Origin of the sequence: Catenuloplanes niger, assembly GCF_031458255.1 — a bacterium.
Classification (GTDB): domain Bacteria; phylum Actinomycetota; class Actinomycetes; order Mycobacteriales; family Micromonosporaceae; genus Catenuloplanes; species Catenuloplanes niger.
Map to the genome: position 1 here is coordinate 8106113 of NZ_JAVDYC010000001.1, position 23683 is coordinate 8129795.

Below are 23683 nucleotides of genomic sequence, written 5' to 3' on the forward strand. Positions count from 1 at the left end.
ATGGGCGCCTGGCGGGCCGTCGTGTCGGCCGACCGGGATCACGGTTGCGGATTCGTCGCCGCGAAGGGACGCGTGCTGACCTGCGCGCACGTCATCGGCGAGCAGCGGCGGTGCCGAATCGGCCTGCCGGCGTACGGCCGCGCCGAGGAGGACTGCCCGGTCGCGCCGGCCGGTGGCGGACTCGACCTGGCCTGCGCGCGCAGCACGACGGCGGTGGACCCGGCACCGCTGGGTTCGATCGAGCGACCGGCCCGTGGTACGCCGCTGGAGCTGTTCGGCCTGCCCGGCCGGCCCGGCTGGGACGACGACTACGGGCGCCGGGCGCGGGGCCGGGTCGCCGGTGACTCCCGGGACGGCCGCCTGGTGCAGATCGACGCGCTGGACGCGTTCACGCCGTGGGTCGTGGCGGGATTCAGCGGTGGCGCGGTCCTCGACGGCGTGACCGGGCTGCTCGTGGGCATGGTGGTGAGCGGCGAGGCGGGACCGGACCGGACCGCGTGGCTGATGCCGCTGGACGAGATCGCCGGGGCGTACCCGTGGATCCGTCCCCGCCTGGCGAGTCCGCTCCGGGCCGATCATGACTTTCACCGGTTCCGGGACGCGTTCGACCGGCGGGTGTATCCGGAGGCCCTGCGTCACCTCGCCGACGTGCAGCGGCGCCGCCCGTCCGCCTCGGACGCCTACTACTACTGGGCGCTCGCGCTGCTGGGCGGCGTCCGGCCGGCTCACCACCGTGGTGAGACCACCGACGGCGTCGAGCGGCTGCTCATCAACACGGTGCGTCTCGATCCCGGTGCCGCGCACGCGTCCGCGCTGTTCGCGCTGGTCCGGGAGGACCGCTACACACTGCGCGGCGCACCGGTGCCGCCGGTCCCGGTCCGGATGCCCGACCTGTGCGACATCGACCCGGGGCTGGCCGGGGAGATCGCCGACCACGTTCCCGCCGCCGAGTGTGCGACCTGGCGGTTCCTTCGACAACGGAGCAGATCATGAACGTCGTCCAGTCCTCCCGCGCGGAGCGGGTTGACAAGTACTTCAATCCGGAGCCCGTCCGGCCCGACTACACGTTCGCGCTGGTGCTGCTGATCGGGGGCGTCGTGCTGGCCGGCGGCGCCGTGGTGGCGTTCGGCGTCTCCGCCTCGGCACCGTCCGGATCGAACGGTGCCGGCGGCGTGGCCTGTCTCGGCTGCCTCGGCCTGCTCGCCGGGATCGTGGCCGCGCCGGTGGGTGGTGCGCGGCTGCTCGGCGCGTACAACGCCTACCAGCGTGCGTACGCGCTCGCGTATCCGCGGGCGACCGACCAGGAGATGGACCTCTGGCTGGAGGAGGGTACGTACTACGCGGTGGAGGCGGGCCGGAAACGGCTGAACCGGAACCCGGGTGACGTCACGCTGCAGCACGGCAGGAACGTGCTGGTCTTCACGGGCCTGCCGAACCTGCAGAACTTCCCGTGGTGCCGGCTGCGCCGCAGCGAGTTCGACGGGCGGGTGCGCTCGTCGCTGTCGAAGATCCTCGTGGTCTACCTGTCGCACAACCAGCTGCAGACGTACGAGTGCGTGCTGGACATGGCGACCGGCGCCACGCTGACCGACTCCACGAAGGAGTACCACCTGCAGCACGTCGACGGCATGGAGACCTCCAGCGACCGGGTCAACGTCTTCCTGCCCGGCGTGCCGGTGCCGGTGCCGCCCGGTGCGCCGCCCGCCCCGGTCGCCGCGCCGAAGCCGTCCGAGGGCCTGATCGCGCACGTCACCGGCCGTCAGTTGCTGAGACTGATGGTGAACGGCCGGGTCGCGGTCGAGCTGATCATGGGTGTCGCGGACGCGGCGCAGGTGCACATCGAGAGCGTCACCCGCAACGACACCGACGCCATGATCTACACGCTGCGGGAGTATCTTCGCGCTCACAACGGCGGCGCGCTCCCACCCGCCGTCGGCGGTGGCGGCTGGGGCACCCCGCCACCGCTGCCGCCGATGGCGGGCTGAACCGTCGTCGCGCACCGTGGGACCCGCGGTGCGCGACCGGTGTGGAGTGATCGTCGTGCGGCGGTGCTCAGAAGCGGGCCGGGCGCTTCTCGTGGAACGCGGCCACGCCCTCCACCCGGTCCGGGCTGGCGATCCCGACCCGGTGCCAGTGTTCGACCACGGCCGGGTCGGTGGACTCCACGAACGCCTTCGCGGCGGCCAGGGACATCGGCGACCGGGACGTGAGCGTGGCGGTGAACTCGGCCAGGCGGTCCGGTGTGGCGATCTCGTCGACCAGGCCGAGTTCCGCGGCTCTCGGCGCACCGACCGGGTCGCCGGAGAAGAGCAGGTACTTCGCGGTCGCGGGGCCCACCACGGACACCAGCCGGCGGGTGCTCGCGTGTGGATAGACGATGCCGAGCTTGCCCGGCGGCACCCCGAGGACCGCGTCCGCGGCCGCGAACCGCAGGTCGCAGGCGACCGCCAGCTGGCAGCCGCCACCGATCGCGTAGCCCTCGACGTACGCGACGGTCGGCCGGGGGAAGGCCACCAGCGCCGCCTCGGCGCGCGTGACGATCGAGTCCTCACCGCCCGGGTACGCCTCCGCGATGTTCGCCAGGTCCGCGCCGGCGCAGAACGTGCCGTCCGCACCGCGCAGCACGAGCACCCGCACCGCGGGATCGGCGGCCAGCGACGACAGCACGGTCGGCAGCGCCCGCCACATGTCCGCGGTCATCACGTTCCGCTTGCGCGGGTTCGTGATCGTGACGGTGGCGATCGCGCCGTCGACCCGCGCGTCCAGCCGGCCGGTCAACGATCAGACCTCGAACCGGGACGGGTCACCGGCGCCGACGCGCAGCACCTCCGGCACGTCCTCGGACAGGTCGATCACCGTGGTCGGCACCACGCCGCACTCGCCCGCGTCCAGCACCGCGTCCAGCTGGTGGTCGAGCCGCTCCTTGATCTCCCAGCCCTGCACCGGTGCCTCGTCCTCGCCCGGCAGCAGCAGCGTGGTCGACAGCAGCGGCTCACCGAGCTCCGCCAGCAGCGCCTGGGTGACCGTGTGGGCCGGCACCCGCACACCCACGGTCTTCTTCCGCGGGTGCAGCAGCCGCTTCGGCACCTCGCGGGTGGCCGGCAGAATGAACGTGTAGCTGCCCGGGATCGCGGCCTTCACCGACCGGAACACCGCGTTGCTTATGTGCACGAACTGCCCCACCTGCGCGAAGTCCCGGCACACCAGCGTGAAGTGATGCTTGTCGTCCAGCCCGCGGATCGCCCGGATGCGCTCCAGCCCGTCCCGGTTGCCGACCAGGCACCCCAGCGCGAAGCAGGAGTCCGTCGGGTAGGCGATCAGCCCGCCCTCGCGCAGCGTCGCCACCACCTGAGAGATGGCCCTGGGCTGCGGATTGTCCGGATGCACGTCGAAATACCTGGCCACCCCGGCAGCGTACTCCCCGGCGATCTCCGACCGTTATTCGATCTCGCCGCGAGCCGTGCACGGGCACAATGGGCGCGGTGCTGACCGGAACCCGCAAGCTGCTGACGTCGCTGACGACCCTGTCCTACCGGGAGCGGATGACGACGCTCGCCCGGTGGGCGCGCACCGCACCGGACCGCGCCGAGATCTGCGCGGACCTCCGCGGTCAGGGCGTCTACGAGCGGCGGCTCGCGCTGATCGCGGCGACGGCGGTGCGGGACCCCGCGGGGATCGCGGCCGCGGTGGCCGACCCGGTGCCGGCACTGCGGGCGGAGGCGCTGGCCGCGGCCGTGCACGCCGGCCTGCCGGCCCACACCCACGCGGACCGGCCCCCGGCGGAACGCCGGCGGGTCTACCGCGCGCTGCGCCGGCGGTTCGCGCCGGACGTCGCGGACGCGCTGATGCCCGAGGTCCGCGCCCGGTTCGGCGACGACGAGGCCGCCGCGTTGCTGCCCGGCTGCGGCACCGACACCGTGCGGGCGCTGCTGCCGGCGCTGGAGCACGGTGTCGGACTGAGCCGGCTGGTGCGCCGGCACGCCGGCGTGGTGCTGGACCGGGCGCGCGAACGGCTGGCCGCGGCCGGCCCCGAGGAGCGCGACCGGGTCTGGGGCGACGTCGTGCACGCGGTCCTGCGCTGCGATCCGGCGCGGGCACTGGACCTGCTGGAACGGTACGGTCCGGAGGAGACGCTGCCCGGCCCGCTCACCGCGTACAGCCGGCTCGCCACGCACGACCCGCGCCGCGTCGTCCGGCTGCTCACCGCGCCGGCCCGCACCGGCTGGCTGGAACGGACCATGCCGCCGCCCGGTCTGCTGCGCCGCCTCGCCGCGTTGCCCACGGACGAGCTGGCCCCGATCGGCGTCCGCTTCCGGCACCACGGGGCCGCGCTGGCCGCGCTCCTCGACGCGCTCCCGCCGCGCCGGCGCGGCGAGCTCTACGACCTGGCCATGGCCGACGTCGACACGTCCGTGTTCGTTCCGGCGCCCGGTGTGCTGGAGGTACTGCCGGCCGCGGTCCGGATCCGGGAGGCGACCCGGGTGCTGACGCTGCCCAGGATCCGCGAGCACGAGGCACAGGTGTGGGCGTGGAGCTCCTACCTGGCCTGGCCGGACGCGCGGGCGGCGCTGGAGACCGCGCTGCGGTCCGGCGACGCCGACGCGCGGTCGAGCGGGTATGCGCTGCTCGTCGCCGCGGCCCGCCGGTCCCGCGACCCGCTGGCCGTCGCCGAGGTGGTCACCCGGCTGGGCCGGCTGCGCAACGAGCAGGACCCGGTGCGGGCGTCCGCGCTCACCGCGCTGGCCGCGATCGCGCCGCTGCTCACCGCCGGTACCGCGGCCGGGCTGACCCGGCTGACCACGGACGCGGTCGAGGCCCGGGACGCGTCCGCCGCGACCACGTCCGCGCTCGGTGGTCTCGCGGCCGACGTGCTCCGCCACCACGTGGACTCCGCGGAGCTGACCGAGTGGGCGCTGCTCACGATCGACCTGGTGAGCAGCGGCTCGGCCGTACCGGTGCTGCGGCGGTTCGACTCCGTGCTGCGGCGCGGGCAGGAGCGAGCGGTCTTCGCCCGGCTGCGCCGGTGGGTCGAGGACGGGATCGCCCGGGCGAACCACGGGCCGCTGTTCGCGCTCACGCACGCGCTCGGCAAGCGCGCCCGTACCGTACCGGAGCTGCAGGAACTCCTGGGGGAGGCGACCGGCCGGCACACGCTGCCGTCGGTCGCGCGCACCGCGATCGACCTGTGGCTGGCCGACCCGCGGCACCGGGCCGCGCGGGTCGCGCGGGTGCTGGACCACGACGTGTCCACGGCGAGCCTGTACGTCGTCTGGTCCACGATCTGCACGGTCCGCACCGACCTGCTCGACCGGGTGCTGGACGGCCCGGTCCGGGGCCGGTTCGTGTCGGCGGGCCCGCGCTGGGTGCCGGACCGGTCGGCCCGGCCCGAACGGTGGCTGCCCCGACAGCAGGCCCGGTTCGTGGAGTTGCAGGCGCTGATCGCGGCGGACCCGGGCCAGGACGTGTGGCGGCGCGCGCGGGCGGTGCGGACCGCGGCGGAGATCCCCGGCGCGGGCCGCGAGCTGGTGCTGCGCTACCTCGACCGGCCGGAGGTGGCGATCGCGGAGGCCGCGCTCGGCGCGCTCGCCCGGACGGACCGGCCGGACGAGGCGCTGCCGGTCCTGCTGCGGTACGCGGACGGCGACCGGGCGCGGGTCGCGCTCTACGCGGCCGGGCGCGCGGCCCGGTACGTACCCCCGTCGGTGCTGGCCGACGTCGTCGGTCCGGTGCTGACCGGGCCGGCGAAGGTGACCAGCCGCAAGGAGGCGGCCCGGCTGCTGGGCCGGTTCGGGCCGCCGGCCGTGATGACCGTGCTGCACGACGCCTACACGCGGCCGGACCAGCACCGCGACGTGCGCGCCGCGATCGTCTCCGCGGCCCGGCAGCGGCTCGGCGCGGAGGAGAGCTGGGCGGTCCTGCGGACCGCGGTCGGCGGCAGCCGGGAGGACCGGCGGGCGGTGCTGAGCACGCATCCGTACCGGATCGCGGCCCGGCACCGGCGCCGCTACGCCGAGTTCGTCGTGGACGCGGCGACCGCGGACGACCGGGAGGTCCGGCGGGTCGCGTTCGGGCAGTTCCGGAGCTGGGCGCCGTGGCTGACCGGCGTCGACGACCTGATCGCGGACCGGCTCACCGACGTCCGCGACTCGCTCACCCACATGGAGGTCGCCGGCCTGCTGCGGGCCGGCGGTCCCGGCGTGCTCGCCCGGGCGATGACCACGCTCGTCGCGCTCGACGCCCGGCCGGGCGGCGGCGCACCCCACCCGGCGTCCCCACCCGCACCCACCGCCGCCACCCCGGCCGCTGATGCAGCGTCCGCCGGTGCCGCGTCCACCGGCGGAGCGTCCACCGGCGGTGGGACCGCGGCCGGGGTGCCGGTGGGCGCGGGCGACAGGGATCGCCCGGCCCGGCGCCGGATCGAGGTGCTGACCCGCGGCGCGGCCGTGCGGGCGCGCACGCTGCCGCCGAGCGCGGACCGGTCCGCGCTGGTCGAGCCCGCGCGGTGGCTGGCCGGGCAGCCCGGCTTCACCGGCCTCGCCGCGGGCCTGCTCCTCGACCTGGGCCGGCTGGACAACCTGGACGAGATCGTGGCGCTGTGCGCCTCCCGCCCGGTCCTCGCCGCGCGCGTCGCCGACCGGGCGGCCACCCGCCTGCGGAGCCTGCGCGACTGGTCCGACCCGGACGCGGTCGCCCGGCTGACCGCCCGCGGCGACGTGGCCGGCGGGCTGTTCGCGGTCGCGCTGGTCGCGCACGGCGCCGGGGTCGGCTGGAAGGAGCCGTGGCGGGGCCTGCTGGAGGCGCTGCGCGCGCATCCGGACGCGGACGTGCGCGAGGCGGCGTTCGGCGTCGACATGAGCTGACACCCGGTCCACGGCGCCCGGACGACCGCGGGCGCCGGCACCCGGACGACCGCGCGTGCCGGCACCCGGACGACCGCGCGTGCCGGCACCCGGACGACCGCGCGTGCCGGCACCCGGACGACCGCGCGTGCCGGCACCCGTGCGCCGGTCAGAACGCGTACCGCACCCGGCAGTACGGCGTGCGCTCCGCGATCAGGTCGGTCAGCGCCGCCACGTAACGCCCCTTCGCCCCGGTGCGGTAGCGGACGTTCCAGAAGCCGTTCTCCGAGCGTTTGCCCTGCTGGAGGTCCGGGCGCCAGATCAGCTCCTCGGCCTTCGGATGCCAGCCGAGGTTGACCTCGTGCAGGTCCCGGTTGTGGGTCAGGAAGATGACCTCCGCGGCCAGCTGCGCCTTCGCGGCCGGGCCGATGCCGGCGTCGAGCTGGTCGAGCAGGCCGGCCCAGTCCGCCAGCCAGCCGTCGCGCACCACGACGGGGGAGAGGTTGACGTGCACCTCGTAGCCGGCGGCGACGAAGTCGTCGATCGCGGCGATCCGGTCCGCGACCGGGGACGTCCGGATGTCCAGGAGCTTGGCGTCGCCCGCCGGCATCAGCGAGAACCGGATCCGGGTGCGGCCCCGTGGCTCCCAGTCGAGCAGGTCGCGGTTGACGTACTTGGTGGCGAACGACGCCTTCGCGTTCGGCAGCGAGCGGAACAGCGTGACCAGGTCGCGGACGTTGTCGCTGATCAGCGCGTCGACGCTGCAGTCGGAGTTCTCACCGATGTCGTAGACCCAGTACCGCGGGTCGCACTCGTTCGGCGCGGGTTTGACGCCCTGCCGGCCGGCGTGCCGCCGGACGTACCCACCGATCTTGTCGATGTTGGTGAAGACCGTGACCGGGTTGCTGTATCCCTTGTGCCGGGGCACGTAGCAGTAGGCGCAGGCCATCGCGCAGCCGTTCGCGGTGGACGGCGCGATGAAGTCGGCGGACCGGCCGTTGGGGCGGGCGGTCAGCGATTTCTTGACGCCCAGCACCAGCGCCTCGCGTTTGATCCGCACCCACCGGTTGACGTTCGTCTCGTCGCCGTACAGCTCGGGGATGCGGTGGTGACTGTCCACCTCGACCCGCACCGCGTCCGGGAAGCGGGCGAGGATCTCGGCTCCGCGCGGCGACGCGGCGGCGGCCGGCTCGACGTAGATCCGGCGGATGTCGAGCATCAGCCCGCCCCGATCGGTGCGCGGTCCGGGATCAGGGCCGCCCATCGCGTCACTCCTCGTCGAGCCGGTGAAAGCCACGAACAGGATCTTATTAGCGTTTCGGCCACTGCCAGGCGGGTGCCTCGAATCGGCCCAGACCGGCCACCCGCGTCTCGCCCTCCTCCTTGATCAGCTCGATCCGGTGCGCGTCGTCGCCGAGCGCGTCGGCGAGCGCGGTCGCGTGCGTGACCACCACGATCTGGCAGCGGGTGGCCGCGGTGCGGATCAGGCCGGCGAGCGGCGCGAGCAGGTCCGGGTGGAGGCTGGTCTCCGGCTCGTTGAGCACCATCAGCTCCGGCGGGCGCGGCGTCAGCAGCGCGGCGGCCAGCAGCAGGTAGCGCAGCGTGCCGTCGGAGAACTCCGCGGTGCCGAGCGGGCGGCGCAGGCCGTCCTGGGTGAGTGTGAGCCGCAGGAGGCCGTCCGGGTCGTCGTCGATCCCGATGCGGCTGCCCGGGAACGCGGCGTCGATCGCGTCCTCCAGCTCGCCCTCGACCCCGATCTCCCGGATCGTCTGCAGCGCGGCGGCCAGGTCGCCGCCGTCGTGCCCGAGGACGGGGGTGCGCGTGCCGATGACGGTGCGGCGGGCGGGGGCGTCCGCGTCCGTGCGCAGGTGGTCGTAGAAGCGCCAGCGCCGGATCCGTTCCCGCATGACGATCAGCGGGCCGTCCGCGTACTCGCTGAGCATGCTGTCGTACGGCGGAACCGCCTCCAGCACGGGTTCCAGGCGCCGGCCGTTCCGGACCGAGATCAGCGGGCCGGCGCGGTCGGCCAGCACCGCGGACGGGCGCAGCAGCGGACCGGACCAGAGCGCCTCGCGCTTGATCTCCGGATCGTTGTTGAAGAACGAGCCGATCTTGGGTACCGGCAGGCCGAGATCGATGGCGTAACCGCCGTCGTCCCCGGCGAACCCGAGACGGATCGAGACCGGGCCGGTCTTGCCGGGCCGGCCGGCCCAGCGGGCGGACGGCAGACCGCCCTCGCGCGCGATCGCGGCGACCGCACCGTTGCGCGCGGCCTCGGCCAGCAGGCGCAGCGAGCGGTAGAGACTGGACTTTCCGCTGCCGTTCGCGCCGGTGACGACCGTGAGCGGCGTGAGCTCCACGGTGAGGTCGCGTATCGAGCGGTAGCCCTCGACCGAGAGTGTCCGGATCATGCCCTGCATTCAAGCATGGGCGCGATCTAGGGCGGTCCGCCCTAGATCGATCCCCCCATTCGATGTGGTGCTCATCGGGCTGCCACCCGATGTGTGGTGCTGTTTCGGGTCAGGCCGCCACGACCGGCCGACGGGCCAGCAGGTGGAGAGCGTTCAGGAACTGCTCACGCTTCTCCTCGTCGAGCGACGCCAGGGTCTCCTCCTCGGCCGCCTCCAGGCCGGCGGAGAGCTCGGTCAGCACGGCCCGGCCCGCGTCCGTGATCACCAGGCGGCGGACCCGGCGGTCGGCGGCGGACAGGTGCCGCTGGAGCATGCCGGCCCGCTCCAGGTCGTCGATACGGTCGGTGACCACCGTGCGGTGGATGCCGAGCCGGTTCGCCAGCGAGATCTGGGTGCCGTAGTCACCGGCGGAGACCGCGGCCAGGATCTCGTAGCCGTGCTGGCCGCCGGGCGCGGTGGCCAGGACCGCGTCGGCCCGGGCCAGGTAGTCCCGCAGCACGGTCCGCAGCGCCCAGCCGAGACCGGCTGAGGACGGCGGCGGTACGTGCCGTGCAGGGGCGGGTCGTGGAGTGAGCGATATGCGCTGCACGGGTCGATTCCTCCTCGTACTGATGTGCCGGGCTTTCTGCAATTAGGCCCGCGCGGTGTTGACGACCTGTTGACGAGTGATAGGTATCGAGAGTTCGAACCGTGTCGCAGATAAAACAAAAGAGCCCGGAACGCCCTCGTGGCGTCCCGGGCTCCTCACGGAGAGTCACTTCTTGTCGTCGGCGACCTCGTCGTCCTCATCGTCCCGCGCCGCGTGCCGCTGGGCCTGAGCGGCCTGCGCTGCCTGCGCGGCCTGGGCCGCCTGCGCCGCCTGCTGGCCCGGGGACACCGGCTGGCCCGGCGTCGCCGGCTGGGCCGGGGACGCCTGCTGGGCCTGCTGCTGGGCCTGGGCCGCGGCCTGCGCCTGCGCTGCCTGGACCGCGCGCTGCGCCTGGGCGGGGATCGCGACCGGCACGACCTCGCCCTCCTCCTCGTCGTAGTCGGCCTCGTCCGTGATCTCGCCGGTGACCTGCGGCTGGTCCACCCAGAGCGCGCGGAGCTGACCCTGCATGAACGAGGTCAGGCGCGACCGGTACTCCCGGTCGAACTGCTCCAGCGCCTCGATCTGGTCCTGCAGCGACTCCCGCTTCGCGCCGAGGCTGCCGACCACGTCGTCGAACCGGCGCTGGGCCTGCTGACGGGTGTGCTCCGCGTTCTGCTCCGCGTTCTGCTCGATCGTCTTCGCCTGGGAGCGGGCGTCCGCGACGATCTTCTCGGCCACACGGTGCGCCTCGTCGACGCGGTTCTGCGACTCGCGGGTCAGTCGCTCGGCCGCGGCACGGGCCTCCGCGACCGCCTTCTCGGCCTCGCGGCGCACGTTGTCCGCGTGCCGCTCGGCCGCCTCCGCGATCTGCTGCGCCGCGGCGGCCGCCTCGGCACGGATCTTCTCCGCCTGGGCCTGGGCGCCCGTGATGTGGGCCTCGGCCGTGCGCTGGGCCATGGTCAGGACCTGGAGCGCCTGGCCGGGCATGGGGGGACCGCCGGCCGGGCCGCCGAGGGCCTGTGCTGCCAGGGCGGGCATGACCTCGGGGTGCTCCGAGGTCGTGCTGTCCGGCATTGCGTTGCCGTTGAACATCACCTTGACACGATCCTTCATCCGATTGTCAGCCACGATTTTCTCCGTACGTGCGGGCTCATACGCGCGGCTTCGTGCCGACGAGACGCCGGTGAGACGGGCTTTGAACCGCGGCATGTTACCAAGCCGCCGACATCGAATGCGAGGGTCGTTCCGGCGGTATTCTCGCCATGATCGCTCAACGCGGCTTGACCTGCGGAAACTCTCCGGTGGGCATCCCCCTCCCGGGTGGCCCGGAATGCGTCGCCGCGACCCGCGTACCGGGGGAGAAAAACCCTTTCGAAAGCGGATGTCCCGCTTCCGGCGTGGTCACCTTCCGCCGCTCCCGCGGCCGCGGATCCGAGGCGGCTCATTCCCCGCGAAACCCGGCGGACCATCGCGCCGATGGGATGGGCGCGCCGGGATTGGGGCGCACCGTGGCCGGAGTGCGACGCTGCGTGGATGAGGCGGGTTGTCGCGGTGCTGGTCATGGTGGTGTCGTTGCTGGCGGTGCTGGCGGCGGCGCGGGCGCAGTCGGTGGAGACGCTGCCCGGGACGGCGTGGTGGACGGATCCGGTGACCGGCGAGCGGACGGTCGCGGTGGACGCGTCGGTGGGGGAGCGGGACCTGCGCCGGCTGGCGGCCCGGGCCGGGACCGTGGTGCGGGAGCCGGGCGTGCGGCGGCGGTCCATCGCGGGCGGCGACGCGATCGTCCCGGGCGGCCGCTACCGGTGCACGGTCGGCTTCAACGTGCGCAGCACCACCACGCCCTACCGGTACTACTTCCTCACGTCCGGCCACTGTGTCGGCCCGGTCGGGTCGACGGTCAGCAGCGGCGGCACGGTGATCGGTACGGTGGAGCGCCGGCTCGACCCGCGGGACCTCGCGCTGGTCCGGTACGTGCCGCCGGCCGGCGTCGTGCTCCCACCGCACCCGAGCGCGGTCAACCGCTACAACGGCACGCTGCAGCCGATCACCGCGTTCGGCACCGCGTCCGTGGGCCAGGCCGTGCAGCGGTCCGGCAGCACGACCGGCCTGCGCGGTGGCACGGTGACCGCGGTCAACGTCACGGTCAACTACGCCGAGGGCACGGTGTACGGCCTGACCCGGACGACCGCGTGCGCGGAGCCGGGCGACAGCGGCGGCCCGCTCTTCGCCACCACGACCGGGCTCGGCACGCTCAGCGGCGGCTCCGGCAACTGCACGGCAGGCGGCGTCTCCTACTTCGCGCCGGTCCTGCCGTACCTGTCGCTGTGGTCGGTCGGCGCCTACTGACCGGACTTCATCAGGCGCTTCGCGCGGTCCGCCACGGCGTCCGCGTCGGTCGCGATGTCCGGGTGGTCGGCCGGCTGCGGCACGCACAGCCACAGCGCCTTCGGCAGCACCTCGACGTCGAGCCGGGTGCCGGGGTCGATCAGGTCGCCGTCGAGCTGACGCGGCTCGGGCCGGCGGGTCACGACGGACACCTTGGAGCCGCGGAGGACCTCCAGCGCCGGTACGTGCTCGTGCCGCCGCGCGACCGCCCACGCCATCGCGGCCCACTGCCGGAGCGTGCGCGGCGACAGCACGGCCACGTCCAGCTTCCCGTCCGCCGGGTCGGCCGCCTCGAGCAGCCGGACGCCGCCCTGCAGCCGGCCCACGTTCGCGATCAGCACGGTCTTGGCGCGCCGGCGGAACGGCCGGCCGCCGTCGATCGTGATGGTGACCCGCGTCGGCCGGTCGCGCAGGTGCTTGACCGCGCCGATGACGTACGCCGGCCAGCCGATCCGCTTCTTCGTCGTCTCCGACGTGGAGTCGAGCATCTTCGCGTCGAAGCCGAGGCCGGCCATCACCGCGAAGCACGCGTCCTCGCAGCGGCCCACGTCCAGCCGCCGCAGCCCGCCCTCGATCGCGGTGCCGAGCCCGGCCGCGAGGTCGGTGGACAGGCCCAGGTTCGCCGCGAGCAGGTTGCCGGTGCCGGCCGGCAGGATCGCCAGCGCCACGTCCGTGCCGGCCAGCGCGGTGATGCAGGCCATCACGGTGCCGTCGCCGCCGGCCGCGAACACCACCTCGGCGCCCTCGTCGAGCGCCTGCGCGGTCTGGCCGCGGCCCGGGTCCTCGGGCGTGGTCTCGTACCAGACCGGCACCGGCCAGCCGGCCTTGGCCAGCGTCTCGGTCACGGTCTGCCGGAATTCGTCGAGGTCCGGCACCTTCGCCGGGTTGACCACGACCGCGCAGGCCGCTGGCACGTTGAGTTCGGTGGGCACGTGTTCCTCCTGCTCGGGGGCGCCGCTCACATACCCCGTGGGTGACCCTCGCACACCCGGGTGTCTCCCGAAGCGTGAACGGGCATTGCCCAATCCCGAGTAGTCCTATAGGAATATCAGGGTGACCGCCGTACTGGAGACCACGGCGCCGCCGTCCGCCGGCGCGCCCGTGACCACGAAACCGGCCCGCCGCCGCCACGTCGCGCTGCGGGTCCTCGCCGTCGTCGTCCTGCTCGTGCTCTGGGAACTGACCGCCCGGTTCATGCGGAACCCGACGTTCATCCCGTCGCCCGCCGCGGTCTGGCACCAGCTGATCGTGACCTCGACCGACGGCTACAGCGGACATCTGCTGATCGAGCACCTCGGCGTGAGCCTGCGCCGGATCCTGATCGGCTCGCTGATCGGCGTCGCCGCCGGTCTCGTCGTCGGCGTGGTGATGGGCACGGTGCCGTGGGTGCGGGTGGTGACCGAACCGGTGGTCACGTTCGTCCGGGCGCTGCCGCCGCTGGCCTACTTCAGCCTGTTCATCATCTGGTTCGGCATCGACGAGACGCCGAAACTGTGGCTGCTGTCGATCGCGGCGCTGCCCCCGGTCGCGGTCGCCACCGCGGCGGCCGTGCACGCGGCACCGGCCGGGCTGGTCGAGGCCGCGCGGGCGCTCGGCGCGGGCCGCGGCGACGTGGTCCGCGACGTGGTGCTCCCGCACGCGCTCCCGGAGATCTTCACCGGGATCCGGCTCGCGGTCGGCATCGCGTACTCGTCCGTGGTCGCGGCCGAGACGATCAACGGCGTGCCCGGCATCGGCGGCATGGTCCGGGACGCGCAGCGTTACTCGCAGACCGACGTCGTGGTGCTCGGGCTCTTCGCCATCGGGCTGTCCGGCCTGCTCATCGACGCGCTGTTGCGCCAGGCCGAGGAGCGGCTGGTGCCCTGGCGCGGGCGCATCTAGAACCAATCGACATCGACCAGCAGAGGGTACGAGTGTGAGCAGCTTCAAGCGTTTCGCGGTGGCGGCGGTGGCGGTCCTGATGGCGACCGCCGCGTGCGGTGACGGCGCGGCCAGCCAGGGCCGTGGCGGCGGCGGTGGCGACGCCGCGGACCGGACCATCCGCATCGCCTACCAGGCGTTCCCGTCCGGCGACCTGATCGTGAAGAACCAGGGGCTGCTGGAGAAGGCGCTGCCCGACTACGAGATCACCTGGACCAAGTTCGACTCCGGGGGCAGCATCAACACCGCGTTCGTGGCCGGCAGCATAGACATCGCTGCGATCGGCTCCAGCCCGGTCGCGCGTGGGCTCTCCGCTCCGCTGAACATCCCGTACCAGGTGGCCTTCGTGCTGGACGTGGCCGGCGACAACGAGGCACTGGTCGCGCGCAACGCCTCCGGCGTGACGGACATCGCGGGGCTGCGCGGCAAGAAGGTGGCCACGTCGTTCGCGTCGACGTCGCACTACAGCCTGCTGGCCGCGCTGGCACGGGCCGGGCTGACCGAGTCCGACCTGACCGTCGTCGACCTCGAGCCGCAGGACATCCTGGCCGCGTGGACGCGTGGTGACCTGGACGCGGCGTACACCTGGCTGCCCACGCTGGACGCGCTGAAGAAGGACGGCACGGTGCTGATCTCCAGCCGCGAGCTGGCCGCCGCCGGCCGGCCCACCCTGGACCTGGGCGTGGTCTCGACCGCGTTCGCCGAGGCGCATCCGGACGCGGTCGACGCCTGGCGCAGGGCCGAGGCGCAGGCGCTGGACCTGATCGCCACCGACCCGGCCGCCGCCGCGACCGCGGTCGGCGCGGAGCTGAACATCTCCCCCGAGGACGCGCGGAACCAGCTGAGCCAGGGCGTCTTCCTGAAGCCCGCGGACCTGGCCACGCCGGAGTGGCTCGGCACCGAGGGTGCCCCCGGCCGGCTCGCCGACAACCTGGTCGAGGCCGCGCGGTTCCTCCACGACCAGAAGAAGATCGACTCGGTACCGGACCTGGCCACCGTGCAGCGGGCCATCTACGTGAAGGGCCTGCCCGGTGCGCTCTCCTGACCGCGCCGGCCCGTCGGCGCCCACCACCGGGAACGACGTGACCGGCACCACCGGCACCACCGACGCGGCGGCCTGGGCCGTGGAGATCGACGACGTCACGCACGTGTACGGGCACGGCGCGGCCGCGGTCACCGCGGTCGGGCCGGTCAGCCTGCGCGTGCCGGCGGGCGAGTTCCTGGTGCTGGTCGGCGCGTCCGGGTGCGGCAAGAGCACGCTGCTGCGCCTGATCGCGGGATTCGAGGAGCCGGCCGCCGGCACCGTGCGGACGGCCGGCTCGCCGCCCCGGCCGGGACGCGGCGCCGGACTGGTCTTCCAGCAGCCACGCCTGTTCCCGTGGCGGACCGTCGGCGGCAACGTCGACCTGGCGCTGCGCTACGCCGGCGTGCCACCGGAGGAACGCGGCGCCCGCGTGCCGCAGCTGCTGGCGAACGTCGGCCTGCACGACGTGGCACGCCGCCGGGTCTGGCAGATCTCCGGCGGTCAGCAGCAGCGCGTCGCGATCGCCCGCGCGCTCGCCGTGGAGAACCCGCTGCTGCTCCTGGACGAGCCGTTCGCCGCGCTGGACGCGCTCACCCGGGAACGCCTGCAGGAGGACCTGCGCCGGGTCAGCGCGGCCACCGGCCGGACCAGCGTCTTCGTCACGCACAGCGTCGACGAGGCGGTGTTCCTCGGCAGCCGCGTCGTGGTGCTCACCGAACGGCCCGGCCGGATCGCGCTCGACCTGCCCATCCCGTTGCCCCGCGGCGACGTCGAACCGGAGGAGCTGCGCGCCCGGCCGGAGTACGCGGCCCTGCGCGCCGAGATCGGCCACGCGGTCCGCGCCGCCGCCCGGCCGCGCCACCGCCCGGCCGCGCCACCGCCCGGCCGCGCCACCGGCCTGACCGCGCCACCGGCCTGACCGCGCCGCTGCCCGGCCGTGCCGGCCGCCTGGCCGCGTGGCCGCCCGAAAGACAGCCGTTTCACCGTACCGTCGAAAGGATCTGGTCATGACCGCGACCACAGTGGAGCTCCGCCTCGAGCCGCTCGGACCGCGTTTCGGCGCGGACGTGCACGGGCTCGACCTGGCCACCGCGACCGACGAGGAGATCACCGCGGTCCGGGCCGCGCTGGTCGACCGGAAGGTGCTGTTCTTCCACGACCAGACACTGGACGTGGACGCGCAGGTGCGGCTGGGCAACCGGCTCGGCGAACTGACCGCGTCGCATCCGGTGATCGGCCCGCTCAGCGAACGGCACCAGGAGATCTACGCGATCGACAGCGCGGACAACGGGTTCGCGGACGTCTGGCACACGGACGTGACGTTCGTGCGCCGGCCACCGATGGGCTCGATCCTGCGCGCGGTCACGCTGCCGCCCAGCGGCGGCGACACCAGCTGGGCCGACTCGCAGCTCGCCTACGAGTCGCTGCATCCGGGCGTGCGGCGGCTGGTGGACGGGCTGACCGCGGTGCACGACGGCAACCGGGAGTTCGGCTACTACCTGGCGCAGCGCCGCAACGGCCGCGGCAACGAGTGGGACGGCGAGGTCGTCACCCGGCTCGACCCGGTCGAACACCCGGTCGTGCGCGTGCACCCGGAGACCGGCCGCAGGGGCATCTTCGTCAACCCGGGCTTCACCTCGCACATCGTGGGCGTGTCGGACGCGGAGTCACGCGCGATCCTGGACCTGCTCTACGCGCACCTGACCAAGCCGGAGCACATCGTCCGGCACCGCTGGCGGCCCGGCGACGTGGCGATGTGGGACAACCGCAGCACCTCGCACTACGCCAACCGCGACTACGGCGACGCGCGCCGCGTCATGCACCGCATCACGCTCCGTGGCGACGTCCCGGCCGGCCCGCTCGGCACCTGACCGGCCCGACCGGCCCGCCTCGGCGGGCCGCCTGATCGGCCGCTCGGCGGGTCGCCTGACCGGGTGGTCAGCGGGCGGTGCGGTCGGCCGGGGTGATCGGGCGGTCAGCGGGGCGCGGTGAGGAACGGCAGGACCGCGGCCTCGAACGCGGCCGGCGCGGTGCTGTGCACGCGGTGGCCGGCCGGGATCGTGACCAGCCGGCCGTCCGGCAGCGCCCGCACCAGCCCGTCGAGGCTCTCGGCGGCGACGTGGCTGCGCGGGCCGCCGCCGATCACCAGCGTGGGCGCGACGATCGACGGGAGCCGGGCCCACCAGGCCGGGTCCGGCTCGCGCAACTGCCGGACCGCCCGGGTGAGCGCCCGCCGGTCGAAACCGCCGCGGCGCACCGCCGTGCCCAGCATCGGCAGCAACAGCGTCCACCCGGGCAGACTCCGCACACCCGGTGTCCTGGACGGCACCGGCGGATCCTCCAGCACCAGCCGCGTCACCCGTCCCGGTGCGCCCTGCGCGACCAGCGACGCGGTGTGCGCGCCGAGCGAGTGTCCGACCAGGGACACCGTGCCGAGTCCCAGCGCGTCCATCGTGGCGAGCACGTCGTCGCGGAACCCGGTCAGCGGATAGTCCCGGGTGCGGCTGCTGCCGCCGTGGCCGCGCAGGTCGAGCGCGACCGGGCGGGTCCCGGCCGCGGCCAGCGCGACGGTGACCGAGTCCCAGCTCGCCGCGCCCCGGCTGCCGCCGCCGTGCAACAGCACCACCGGCGGCGCACCCGCGTCCCCGGCCGTCCGGTAGGCGATCGTCACGCCGCCGCCCACCTTCACCGACCCCGTGCCGATTATCATCCCGGCAGGGTAAGGCCTCAGCGGCCGCGCGGGGCGACCAGGCCGCTCTCGTAGGCGGCGACCACGGCCTGGGCGCGGCTGGCCAGGCCCAGCTTGCCCATCAGGCGTTTGACGTGGGTCTTCACGGTCGCCTCGCTGAGCACCAGGCGTTCCGCGATCTGCGTGTTGGAGAGACCGTTCGCGACCAGGCGCAGCACCTCGGTCTCGCGCGCGGTCAGGCTGTTCAGCGCGGGCACGGTGGCGGCGGGGGAGCGGTGCCGGTCCGCGTACGCCTCGATCAGCCGCTGCGTGATCCGGGGCGCCATCAGCAGGTCACCGGCGACGATCGTGTGCACGGCCGAGATGATCCGCTGCGGTGGGGTGTCCTTCAGCAGGAAGCCGGACGCGCCCGCGCTGAGCGCGGCGTACACGTACTCGTCGAGGTCGAACGTGGTGAGCGCGACCACGTGCGGCCGGTGCTCGCCGGCCAGGATCGCCCGGGTGGCCGCGATGCCGTCGACGTGCGGCATCCGGATGTCCATCAGCACCACGTCCGGCCGGGTCCGCTCCGCGACCGCGATCGCCTCCGCACCGTCGCACGCCTCCCCGGCCACCTCGATCCCGGGCGCCGCGTTGAACAGCGCGATCAGGCCGGCGCGGATGAGCGCCTGGTCGTCGGCCACGACGAGCCGGAGCGTCATGCCGCACCCCCGGCCGGGCCGTGGGGCCGGCGGTGAGCCGGCAATGAGCTCGCGGGCTCACTCATGAAGGGATCTCCTCGATCGGAAGGCGTAACAGGACACGGAAACCGCCGCCGACGTGGCGGCCGGCGGTGAGCACGCCGCCGTAGAGCGCCGCTCGCTCGCGCATGCCGCGGATGCCGTGCGAGTCCGGCGACGGCGGCGGGTCGTGCGTCTTCGTACCGTCGTCGGTGATCCTCACGGTCAGCGTGAGGTCGCCGTAGTCGACGTCGACCCGGGCGGTCGCGGGACCGGCGTGCTGCAGCACGTTCGTCAGCGACTCCTGCACCACCCGGTACGCGCACAGGTCCGGCCCGGCCGCGAGCGCCCGCACCCGGCCGGTGACGTGCACGTCGACCGCCAGCCCGGCGGAGCGGGTGCGCGCGACCAGGTCGTCCAGGTCGCCCAGGCCCGGCTGCGGCCGGAACGACTCGGCGCCGTGGTCGATGCGCAGCACGTCCAGCAGCCGGCGCATCTCGGACAGCGCCTCGCGCCCGGCCGCGCCCACCGTGGAGATCGCGGTCCGCGCGGTGGCCGGGTCGGAGTCCAGCACGTACTCCGCGACGCCGGCCTGCAGCGAGATCACCGACATGTGGTGCGTGACGATGTCGTGCATCTCCCGGGCGATCCGCACCCGTTCCTCGACCACCGCCTCCGCGGTCTTCGTGGCCGCCCGTTCCGCGCGCAGCGCCCACCGGCGGGTGCTGTCGCCGACCGTCCACGCGATCACCATCACCAGCGCGTACTGCAGGAGTTCCGGGATGGTGAGCCGCACCGGGTAGGTGTGGTAGGCCACCACGAGGGTCAGCAGCGTGGCCACGAACGTCACCGCGGCGATCCGCCGGGAGCGCAGCATCGCGACCGTGAACTGCCCGATCACCAGGCCCAGCCCCGAGTTCGGCCAGGCACCGAAGCCGCACAGGCCGTAGAGCACGAGCGCGCTGATGATGACCGTGAGCGTGCCGACCGGCGCCCACTGCCGCAGCGCCACCGGCGCCACGGACAGGAACGCCAGCGTCGATGCCTGCCAGTGTGGCGGGCCGTCACTCATAGTGACGAGCGAGGTGGCGGTCAACCCGGTCAGCGCGGTCGCCAGCAGCACGTCGGTCATCACCGGGTCGAACAGTCTCCGCACGTCACGACGCTATCGTGGATGGATTGCCCGGCGCGTCTCCCCCGCGAAGGACTGCCGCGTACCCCCAGGGGGGTATGCGCATTTGCCGCTCTCGGGTGACGACGCGTGCAGCCGATCTTCGTAGGTTCGGGTGATGCGCGTGGCTATCTCGGACGGCCTCGAGAACCTCTATCGGGAGCACGGCACGGCGCTGATGGTCACGCTCACCCGGGTGACCGGCGATGCCCATCTGGCCGCTGACCTGCTGCAGGAGACCGCGATTCGGGCCTGGCAGCACCCCGACGCCCGTAACGAGGCTGGCACCTGGAACCGGGCCTGGCTGCTCACCGTGGCCCGCCGGATCGCGATCGACCACGTGCGCGCGGCCCGCGTCCGGGTGGTCATGGTCGGCGACGAGCACCTGGAGAGCCGGGCCGCGCGGGTGGACGACGAGGCGCGGCGCACCATCGACCGGATGGAGGTGCGCGCCGCGATCGCCTCCCTCCCCGACAACTCCCGGAAGATCCTGGTGGGTGCGTACTTCGAGGGCCGCAGCGTCGCCGAGCTCGCCGGGAGCCTCGGCATCCCGGAGGGCACCGTCAAGTCGCGCACGTTCTACGCCCTGAAGTCCCTGCGCACGGCGCTGATCAGACGCGGGTACCTGACCGGCTGAACCGGCGCGGCGCGGGTCCCGCCGGTGCCCGGCCCTGGTTTGCGTTCCGGCCGCCGGGGCATGAAGGGTCATGGCACATCCCGAACCGTACCCGCCGATCGACCCGACCGAGCCCGCCCCGGACGACGCCGGTGAGCTGCTGCCCGACACCCCGGACACGCTCCCGCCGCCGCCGATCGAAGCCACGCCGGACGACCCGGGCGGCGACCCGGGCGCGGTCCCGGAACCGGCCTGACCCGCCCCCGCTGATCACTGGCTCAGGAAGGGCAGCACCGCGCCGGTGAACGCGGCCGGTGCGTCCCGGTGGATGTGGTGCCCGGCCGGGATCTCCCGCACGCGCGCGTCCGGGATCAGCGCCGCGGCCTCACGCGCGAGCGCGGGGTCCAGGTGGCTGCCCGGCCCGCCGTCCAGGATCAGCGTCGGCGCGGTGATCCCCGGCAGCGCCGCCCACCATGCCGGGTCCGGCGCGTTCAGCTGCGCCACGACGGTCTCCCGGGCCGCCCAGTCGTAGGGCGGCTCGGCGTCCGGCCGCCGTAGGGGCCCGAGCCGCAGCGCGCCCGGCTTCGGCATCGGCGCCTCCTCCAGCACCAGCCGGGTGACCCGTTCCGGCCGGTGCGCGGCCGCGAGCAGCGCCACCGTCCCACCGCTGGAGTGCCCGACCAGCGCGGCCCGCGCGACCTCGGCCGCGTCCAGCAGCCCGAACACGTCGTCCCGCATCGCGGTCAGGTGGTAGACGCCCGGCCGGTCGCTCTCCCCGAACCCGCGCACGTCCACCGCGAGGACCCGGTGCCGCGCCGCGATCGCACCGGCCACACCGTCCCAGGTGGACCGGTCCGCGCCGCCGCCGTGCAGCAGCACCACGACCGCCGCGTCCACCGGCCCGGTCACCGCACAGGCCAGCGTCACATCCCCGACCCGAAACCTCACCACCGCGTCCATCGCGCGAGTGTAGGGCCGGAAACCGGTTGCGGGCGCCGGTCGCAGTGGTTAGGAAGAGGGCCGGACCACGAACAGGAAGGAGGCGCGATGTATCGCAGGACCGATTCGCTCGTGCCCTCCCGGCGCACGGGCACGCACTCGCACGAGGAGAGCCGTGACGCTCACGATTCGCCCGATCACCGGGCTTGACGAACTCGACCTGTTCAACCGCCTGCCGTACCAGCTGAACGACCAGATCGCGACGGACTTCGCGGCGGGCCGGCGGCACGCCCACTGGCTGTGGGTGGCGCTGCGCGACGACCGGCTGACCGCCCGCGTGGCGTTCTGGTCCCGGCCCGGCGACCCGGAACCGATGGTCATCGACGTCTTCGACGTCGACCGGGAGCAGGACCTCGACGACGGGGTACGCCTGCTGGAGCGCGCGCTGTCGACCGTGCGCGGCCGGCCGGAGTTCACCCGCTTCCTCCCGCCGGACTGGCGGGCCGACCCGGGCCCGGCCGAGCTGCGCATGCGCGCGGTCGAGGCGCTCGGCGGCCGGCTGTTCGTGGAGCGGCTGCGGCTGCACTGGCCGGCCACCGCGCCGCTGCCGCCGTCCCGGGGCCGCCTCACGTTCCGCGAACCGCACGGCGCGGACGAGCTGATCGACCTGATGACCCGGGTCATGACGGGCACGCTGGACGCGCACGGCCGGGACGAACTGACCCGGCGCCCGGCCGGGGAGGCCGCACGCGCGCAGTACCACGAGGAGTTGCTGCGCTACCCGAGCCCGCGCGAGTGGTGGCGGGTCGGCGAGTTGCCGGACGGCACACCGGCCGGGTTCGTGCTGCCCGCGCACAACGGCTACCACCCGGTCATCGCGTACATCGGCGTGGTGCCGGAGGCGCGCGGCCGGGGCCTGGTCGACGACCTGCTCGCGGCGGGCACGCGACTGCTGGCCGAGCAGGGCGTGCCGCACGTGCGCGCCGCCACCGACGTGGGGAACACCCCGATGGCGGCCGCGTTCGACCGCGCCGGCTACCGCGTCTTCGAGCGCCAGATCGACATGGTCTGGAGCTGACCGCGTCCCGGTGACCGGGCGTCGGGCGCGTCGTCCCGGCGACGCGCCCGGCGCCGGTTCACGGCGCGGCGGTCTCGACGGTCTCGGTGACGTCCGCGGGTTTCCCGGCCGTCGCGCGGCGGGCCCGGACGGTGCGGACCAGCCGGTAGCCGGCCCAGGCCAGCAGCAGCGCCAGCAGGCCGATCAGCACCCACGGCGGCGCCCACAGCGACGTGCCGAGCGTGACCGGCCCGAGCAGCGTGTCCGGTGTGGACGGCACCACGGACACGGTCGCGGTGAGGCGCCCGGCCGGCTGCACGCCGGTGATCCGCTCGGTGACGGTGATCTCGCTGCCGGGCAGCAGCTCCGGCACCGCCAGCGCGTCCGTGGACGCGAGCCGCCAGCCCGCCGGGCCGGTCACCCGCACGGTCGACGCGCCGGTCAGCCGCAGGTTGCCGGTGTTGCGCAGCCGGTAGGTGACCGTGGTGGTGCCGCCGGACGCCGGGTTCAGGCCCTGGGTGTGCGACACGCGCAGCCCGTCGATCGTCATCTCCGGCCGGGCCGGCCCGTCCACGGTCAGGTAGATCCGGACCGCGATGCGCCGGTCGACCAGCACGGTCTGCCCGTTCGCGTCCGTGGTGGACTCCGCGATCGACGCGACCAGCCCGCCCGCGTGGTCGCCCGGCGTGGCGTTCTTCGGCACGGTCAGCCGGAACGGCACGTCCAGGCGGGTGTTCGCCGGCACCGTGTACGCGCGCGACGCCAGCGTCACCCACGATCCGACGTCGGTCGGTGACTGCGCCGCGGGCAGCAGCGCGAACGCGCCGTCCGCCGTGGTGTGCGCGTCCGTGCCGTACACGGTGAAGGTCAGGGGTGCGTCCGTCAGGTTCGTGATGCCGACGTGGTCGGTCCGCTCACTGCCCGGCGCGTTCGCGTAGATGAAGTAGTCCCGCCCGTCCGGGCCCCGGTCCGTCGACGGCTGCACCGACCACTTCGTGTCCGCCGCGACGGACGCCGCGCCCCGGGCCTCGGCGGCGAGCGCGGTGCCGCGGGCGATGTGCGTCGTGCCGGCGGTCGTGCCGGTCGCCGGCCCGGCGGCGAGCGTGGCTCCGGCGGCCGGCCCGGCGGTCACGACGGGTGCGGAGGCGGCGGCGGGCGCGGGGAGGGCGAGTGCCGGAACGGCCACCGCGAGGAGGGCCAGCGCCGTGGCCGGGCGGCGGGAGTGTCGGATGGTGGTCACGGCGCGGAAGCTCCAATGTGGTGGGATGGCAGGACGGCGACGCCGGCCCAGGGGAGGGGCCGGCGTCGATCCGTACGGGTGCCGGCCCGCTCGACCCGGGCC

At 74.2% G+C, this 23683-nt stretch carries 23 protein-coding genes; 11 read left to right on the top strand and 12 right to left on the bottom strand.

The features are described from left to right. The gene (locus J2S44_RS35635) at positions 1–993 is read left to right on the top strand and encodes a S1 family peptidase (RefSeq protein ID WP_310423374.1); all 993 of its coding nucleotides are present in this window, start codon (positions 1–3) and stop codon (positions 991–993) included. Continuing rightward, positions 990–1985: a hypothetical protein gene (locus J2S44_RS35640; RefSeq protein WP_310423378.1), complete on the top strand. Its 996-nt coding sequence runs from the start codon at positions 990–992 to the stop codon at positions 1983–1985. The genes J2S44_RS35635 and J2S44_RS35640 overlap by 4 nt, the downstream gene beginning before the upstream one ends. Positions 1986–2052: 67 nt before the next feature. Here the strand turns inward: J2S44_RS35640 and J2S44_RS35645 are convergent, their stop codons facing one another. Next, positions 2053–2778: an enoyl-CoA hydratase/isomerase family protein gene (locus tag J2S44_RS35645; RefSeq protein WP_310423381.1), complete on the bottom strand. Its 726-nt coding sequence runs from the start codon at positions 2776–2778 to the stop codon at positions 2053–2055. A gap of 3 nt (positions 2779–2781) precedes the next feature. Then, complete coding sequence (locus J2S44_RS35650) at positions 2782–3405, bottom strand: L-threonylcarbamoyladenylate synthase (RefSeq protein ID WP_310423383.1); 624 nt, start codon at positions 3403–3405, stop codon at positions 2782–2784. A 68-nt stretch (positions 3406–3473) separates the two neighbouring features. On the opposite strand from J2S44_RS35650, the gene J2S44_RS35655 reads away from it, so the two are divergent. Then, complete coding sequence (locus J2S44_RS35655) at positions 3474–6860, top strand: hypothetical protein (RefSeq protein WP_310423387.1); 3387 nt, start codon at positions 3474–3476, stop codon at positions 6858–6860. Positions 6861–7008: 148 nt separating this feature from the next. Here the strand turns inward: J2S44_RS35655 and J2S44_RS35660 are convergent, their stop codons facing one another. The 4 genes from J2S44_RS35660 to J2S44_RS35675 all read right to left on the bottom strand — a co-directional run bounded on the left by J2S44_RS35660 (position 7009) and on the right by J2S44_RS35675 (position 10949). Continuing rightward, the gene (locus J2S44_RS35660; protein ID WP_310423389.1) at positions 7009–8136 is read right to left on the bottom strand and encodes a spore photoproduct lyase family protein; all 1128 of its coding nucleotides are present in this window, start codon (positions 8134–8136) and stop codon (positions 7009–7011) included. Between the two features lie 13 nt (positions 8137–8149). Continuing rightward, a complete protein-coding gene (locus J2S44_RS35665) occupies positions 8150–9250 on the bottom strand; it encodes an AAA family ATPase (RefSeq protein ID WP_310423392.1) in 1101 nt (366 codons plus the stop codon). A 109-nt stretch (positions 9251–9359) separates the two neighbouring features. Continuing rightward, the gene (locus J2S44_RS35670) at positions 9360–9839 is read right to left on the bottom strand and encodes a MarR family winged helix-turn-helix transcriptional regulator (RefSeq protein WP_310423395.1); all 480 of its coding nucleotides are present in this window, start codon (positions 9837–9839) and stop codon (positions 9360–9362) included. Positions 9840–10004: 165 nt separating this feature from the next. Next, positions 10005–10949 (bottom strand): FliH/SctL family protein, encoded by a 945-nt coding sequence (locus tag J2S44_RS35675; protein ID WP_310423398.1) that lies wholly within the window; start codon positions 10947–10949, stop codon positions 10005–10007. A 405-nt stretch (positions 10950–11354) separates the two neighbouring features. Between J2S44_RS35675 and J2S44_RS35680 the strand changes: the two genes are divergently transcribed. Further along, positions 11355–12167 carry a S1 family peptidase gene (locus J2S44_RS35680; RefSeq protein WP_310423402.1) on the top strand — a complete coding sequence of 271 codons (813 nt, stop codon included), beginning with the start codon at positions 11355–11357 and terminating at the stop codon, positions 12165–12167. Here the strand turns inward: J2S44_RS35680 and J2S44_RS35685 are convergent. After that, the gene (locus J2S44_RS35685) at positions 12161–13138 is read right to left on the bottom strand and encodes a diacylglycerol/lipid kinase family protein (protein ID WP_310423405.1); all 978 of its coding nucleotides are present in this window, start codon (positions 13136–13138) and stop codon (positions 12161–12163) included. The genes J2S44_RS35680 and J2S44_RS35685 overlap by 7 nt on opposite strands. 121 nt (positions 13139–13259) lie before the next feature. On the opposite strand from J2S44_RS35685, the gene J2S44_RS35690 reads away from it, so the two are divergent. The 4 genes from J2S44_RS35690 to J2S44_RS35705 all read left to right on the top strand — a co-directional run bounded on the left by J2S44_RS35690 (position 13260) and on the right by J2S44_RS35705 (position 17021). Further along, on the top strand, positions 13260–14087 hold the full coding sequence (locus J2S44_RS35690; protein WP_310423408.1) for an ABC transporter permease: 828 nt from the start codon (positions 13260–13262) through the stop codon (positions 14085–14087). A gap of 34 nt (positions 14088–14121) precedes the next feature. Then, the gene (locus J2S44_RS35695) at positions 14122–15171 is read left to right on the top strand and encodes a taurine ABC transporter substrate-binding protein (protein WP_310423412.1); all 1050 of its coding nucleotides are present in this window, start codon (positions 14122–14124) and stop codon (positions 15169–15171) included. Between the two features lie 79 nt (positions 15172–15250). Next, positions 15251–16069, top strand: coding sequence for an ABC transporter ATP-binding protein (locus J2S44_RS35700; protein ID WP_374728045.1), 819 nt, complete (start codon positions 15251–15253; stop codon positions 16067–16069). 88 nt (positions 16070–16157) lie between these two features. Further along, positions 16158–17021, top strand: a complete 864-nt coding sequence (locus J2S44_RS35705) for a TauD/TfdA dioxygenase family protein (protein WP_310423418.1) — start codon at positions 16158–16160, stop codon at positions 17019–17021. 104 nt (positions 17022–17125) lie between these two features. Here J2S44_RS35705 and J2S44_RS35710 read toward each other — a convergent pair whose 3' ends face one another. The 3 genes from J2S44_RS35710 to J2S44_RS35720 all read right to left on the bottom strand — a co-directional run bounded on the left by J2S44_RS35710 (position 17126) and on the right by J2S44_RS35720 (position 19714). After that, positions 17126–17860 (bottom strand): alpha/beta fold hydrolase, encoded by a 735-nt coding sequence (locus J2S44_RS35710; RefSeq protein ID WP_310423421.1) that lies wholly within the window; start codon positions 17858–17860, stop codon positions 17126–17128. A 17-nt stretch (positions 17861–17877) separates the two neighbouring features. Beyond that, positions 17878–18540, bottom strand: a complete 663-nt coding sequence (locus J2S44_RS35715; RefSeq protein ID WP_310423423.1) for a response regulator — start codon at positions 18538–18540, stop codon at positions 17878–17880. Between the two features lie 61 nt (positions 18541–18601). Next, positions 18602–19714: a sensor histidine kinase gene (locus tag J2S44_RS35720; RefSeq protein WP_310423426.1), complete on the bottom strand. Its 1113-nt coding sequence runs from the start codon at positions 19712–19714 to the stop codon at positions 18602–18604. Positions 19715–19853: 139 nt separating this feature from the next. Here J2S44_RS35720 and J2S44_RS35725 point away from each other — a divergent pair, with 139 nt between their 5' ends. Next, positions 19854–20366: a sigma-70 family RNA polymerase sigma factor gene (locus J2S44_RS35725; RefSeq protein ID WP_374727942.1), complete on the top strand. Its 513-nt coding sequence runs from the start codon at positions 19854–19856 to the stop codon at positions 20364–20366. Positions 20367–20436: 70 nt separating this feature from the next. Continuing rightward, positions 20437–20601 carry a hypothetical protein gene (locus tag J2S44_RS35730; protein ID WP_310423432.1) on the top strand — a complete coding sequence of 55 codons (165 nt, stop codon included), beginning with the start codon at positions 20437–20439 and terminating at the stop codon, positions 20599–20601. Positions 20602–20615: 14 nt separating this feature from the next. On the opposite strand, the gene J2S44_RS35735 is transcribed toward J2S44_RS35730, so the two are convergent. Continuing rightward, entirely contained in the window at positions 20616–21305 is a 690-nt protein-coding gene (locus J2S44_RS35735) for an alpha/beta fold hydrolase (RefSeq protein ID WP_310423435.1), read from the bottom strand. Between the two features lie 154 nt (positions 21306–21459). Here J2S44_RS35735 and J2S44_RS35740 point away from each other — a divergent pair, with 154 nt between their 5' ends. Beyond that, positions 21460–22362: a GNAT family N-acetyltransferase gene (locus J2S44_RS35740; RefSeq protein ID WP_310423437.1), complete on the top strand. Its 903-nt coding sequence runs from the start codon at positions 21460–21462 to the stop codon at positions 22360–22362. A 58-nt stretch (positions 22363–22420) separates the two neighbouring features. Here the strand turns inward: J2S44_RS35740 and J2S44_RS35745 are convergent, their stop codons facing one another. After that, complete coding sequence (locus J2S44_RS35745) at positions 22421–23581, bottom strand: WxL protein peptidoglycan domain-containing protein (protein WP_310423440.1); 1161 nt, start codon at positions 23579–23581, stop codon at positions 22421–22423. Positions 23582–23683 lie beyond the last annotated feature (102 nt).

Excerpts from the sequence above, each read along its gene's own strand:
- J2S44_RS35715 (WP_310423423.1), bottom strand. The coding sequence starts at position 18,540 with ATGACGCTCCGGCTCGTCGTGGCCGACGACCAGGCGCTCATCCGCGCC.
- J2S44_RS35680 (WP_310423402.1), top strand. The coding sequence starts at position 11,355 with ATGAGGCGGGTTGTCGCGGTGCTGGTCATGGTGGTGTCGTTGCTGGCG.
- J2S44_RS35665 (WP_310423392.1), bottom strand. The coding sequence starts at position 9,250 with ATGATCCGGACACTCTCGGTCGAGGGCTACCGCTCGATACGCGACCTC.
- J2S44_RS35655 (WP_310423387.1), top strand. The coding sequence starts at position 3,474 with ATGGGCGCGGTGCTGACCGGAACCCGCAAGCTGCTGACGTCGCTGACG.
- J2S44_RS35710 (WP_310423421.1), bottom strand. The coding sequence starts at position 17,860 with ATGATAATCGGCACGGGGTCGGTGAAGGTGGGCGGCGGCGTGACGATC.
- J2S44_RS35640 (WP_310423378.1), top strand. The coding sequence starts at position 990 with ATGAACGTCGTCCAGTCCTCCCGCGCGGAGCGGGTTGACAAGTACTTC.
- J2S44_RS35635 (WP_310423374.1), top strand. The coding sequence starts at position 1 with ATGGGCGCCTGGCGGGCCGTCGTGTCGGCCGACCGGGATCACGGTTGC.
- J2S44_RS35735 (WP_310423435.1), bottom strand. The coding sequence starts at position 21,305 with ATGGACGCGGTGGTGAGGTTTCGGGTCGGGGATGTGACGCTGGCCTGT.
- J2S44_RS35705 (WP_310423418.1), top strand. The coding sequence starts at position 16,158 with ATGACCGCGACCACAGTGGAGCTCCGCCTCGAGCCGCTCGGACCGCGT.
- J2S44_RS35730 (WP_310423432.1), top strand. The coding sequence starts at position 20,437 with ATGGCACATCCCGAACCGTACCCGCCGATCGACCCGACCGAGCCCGCC.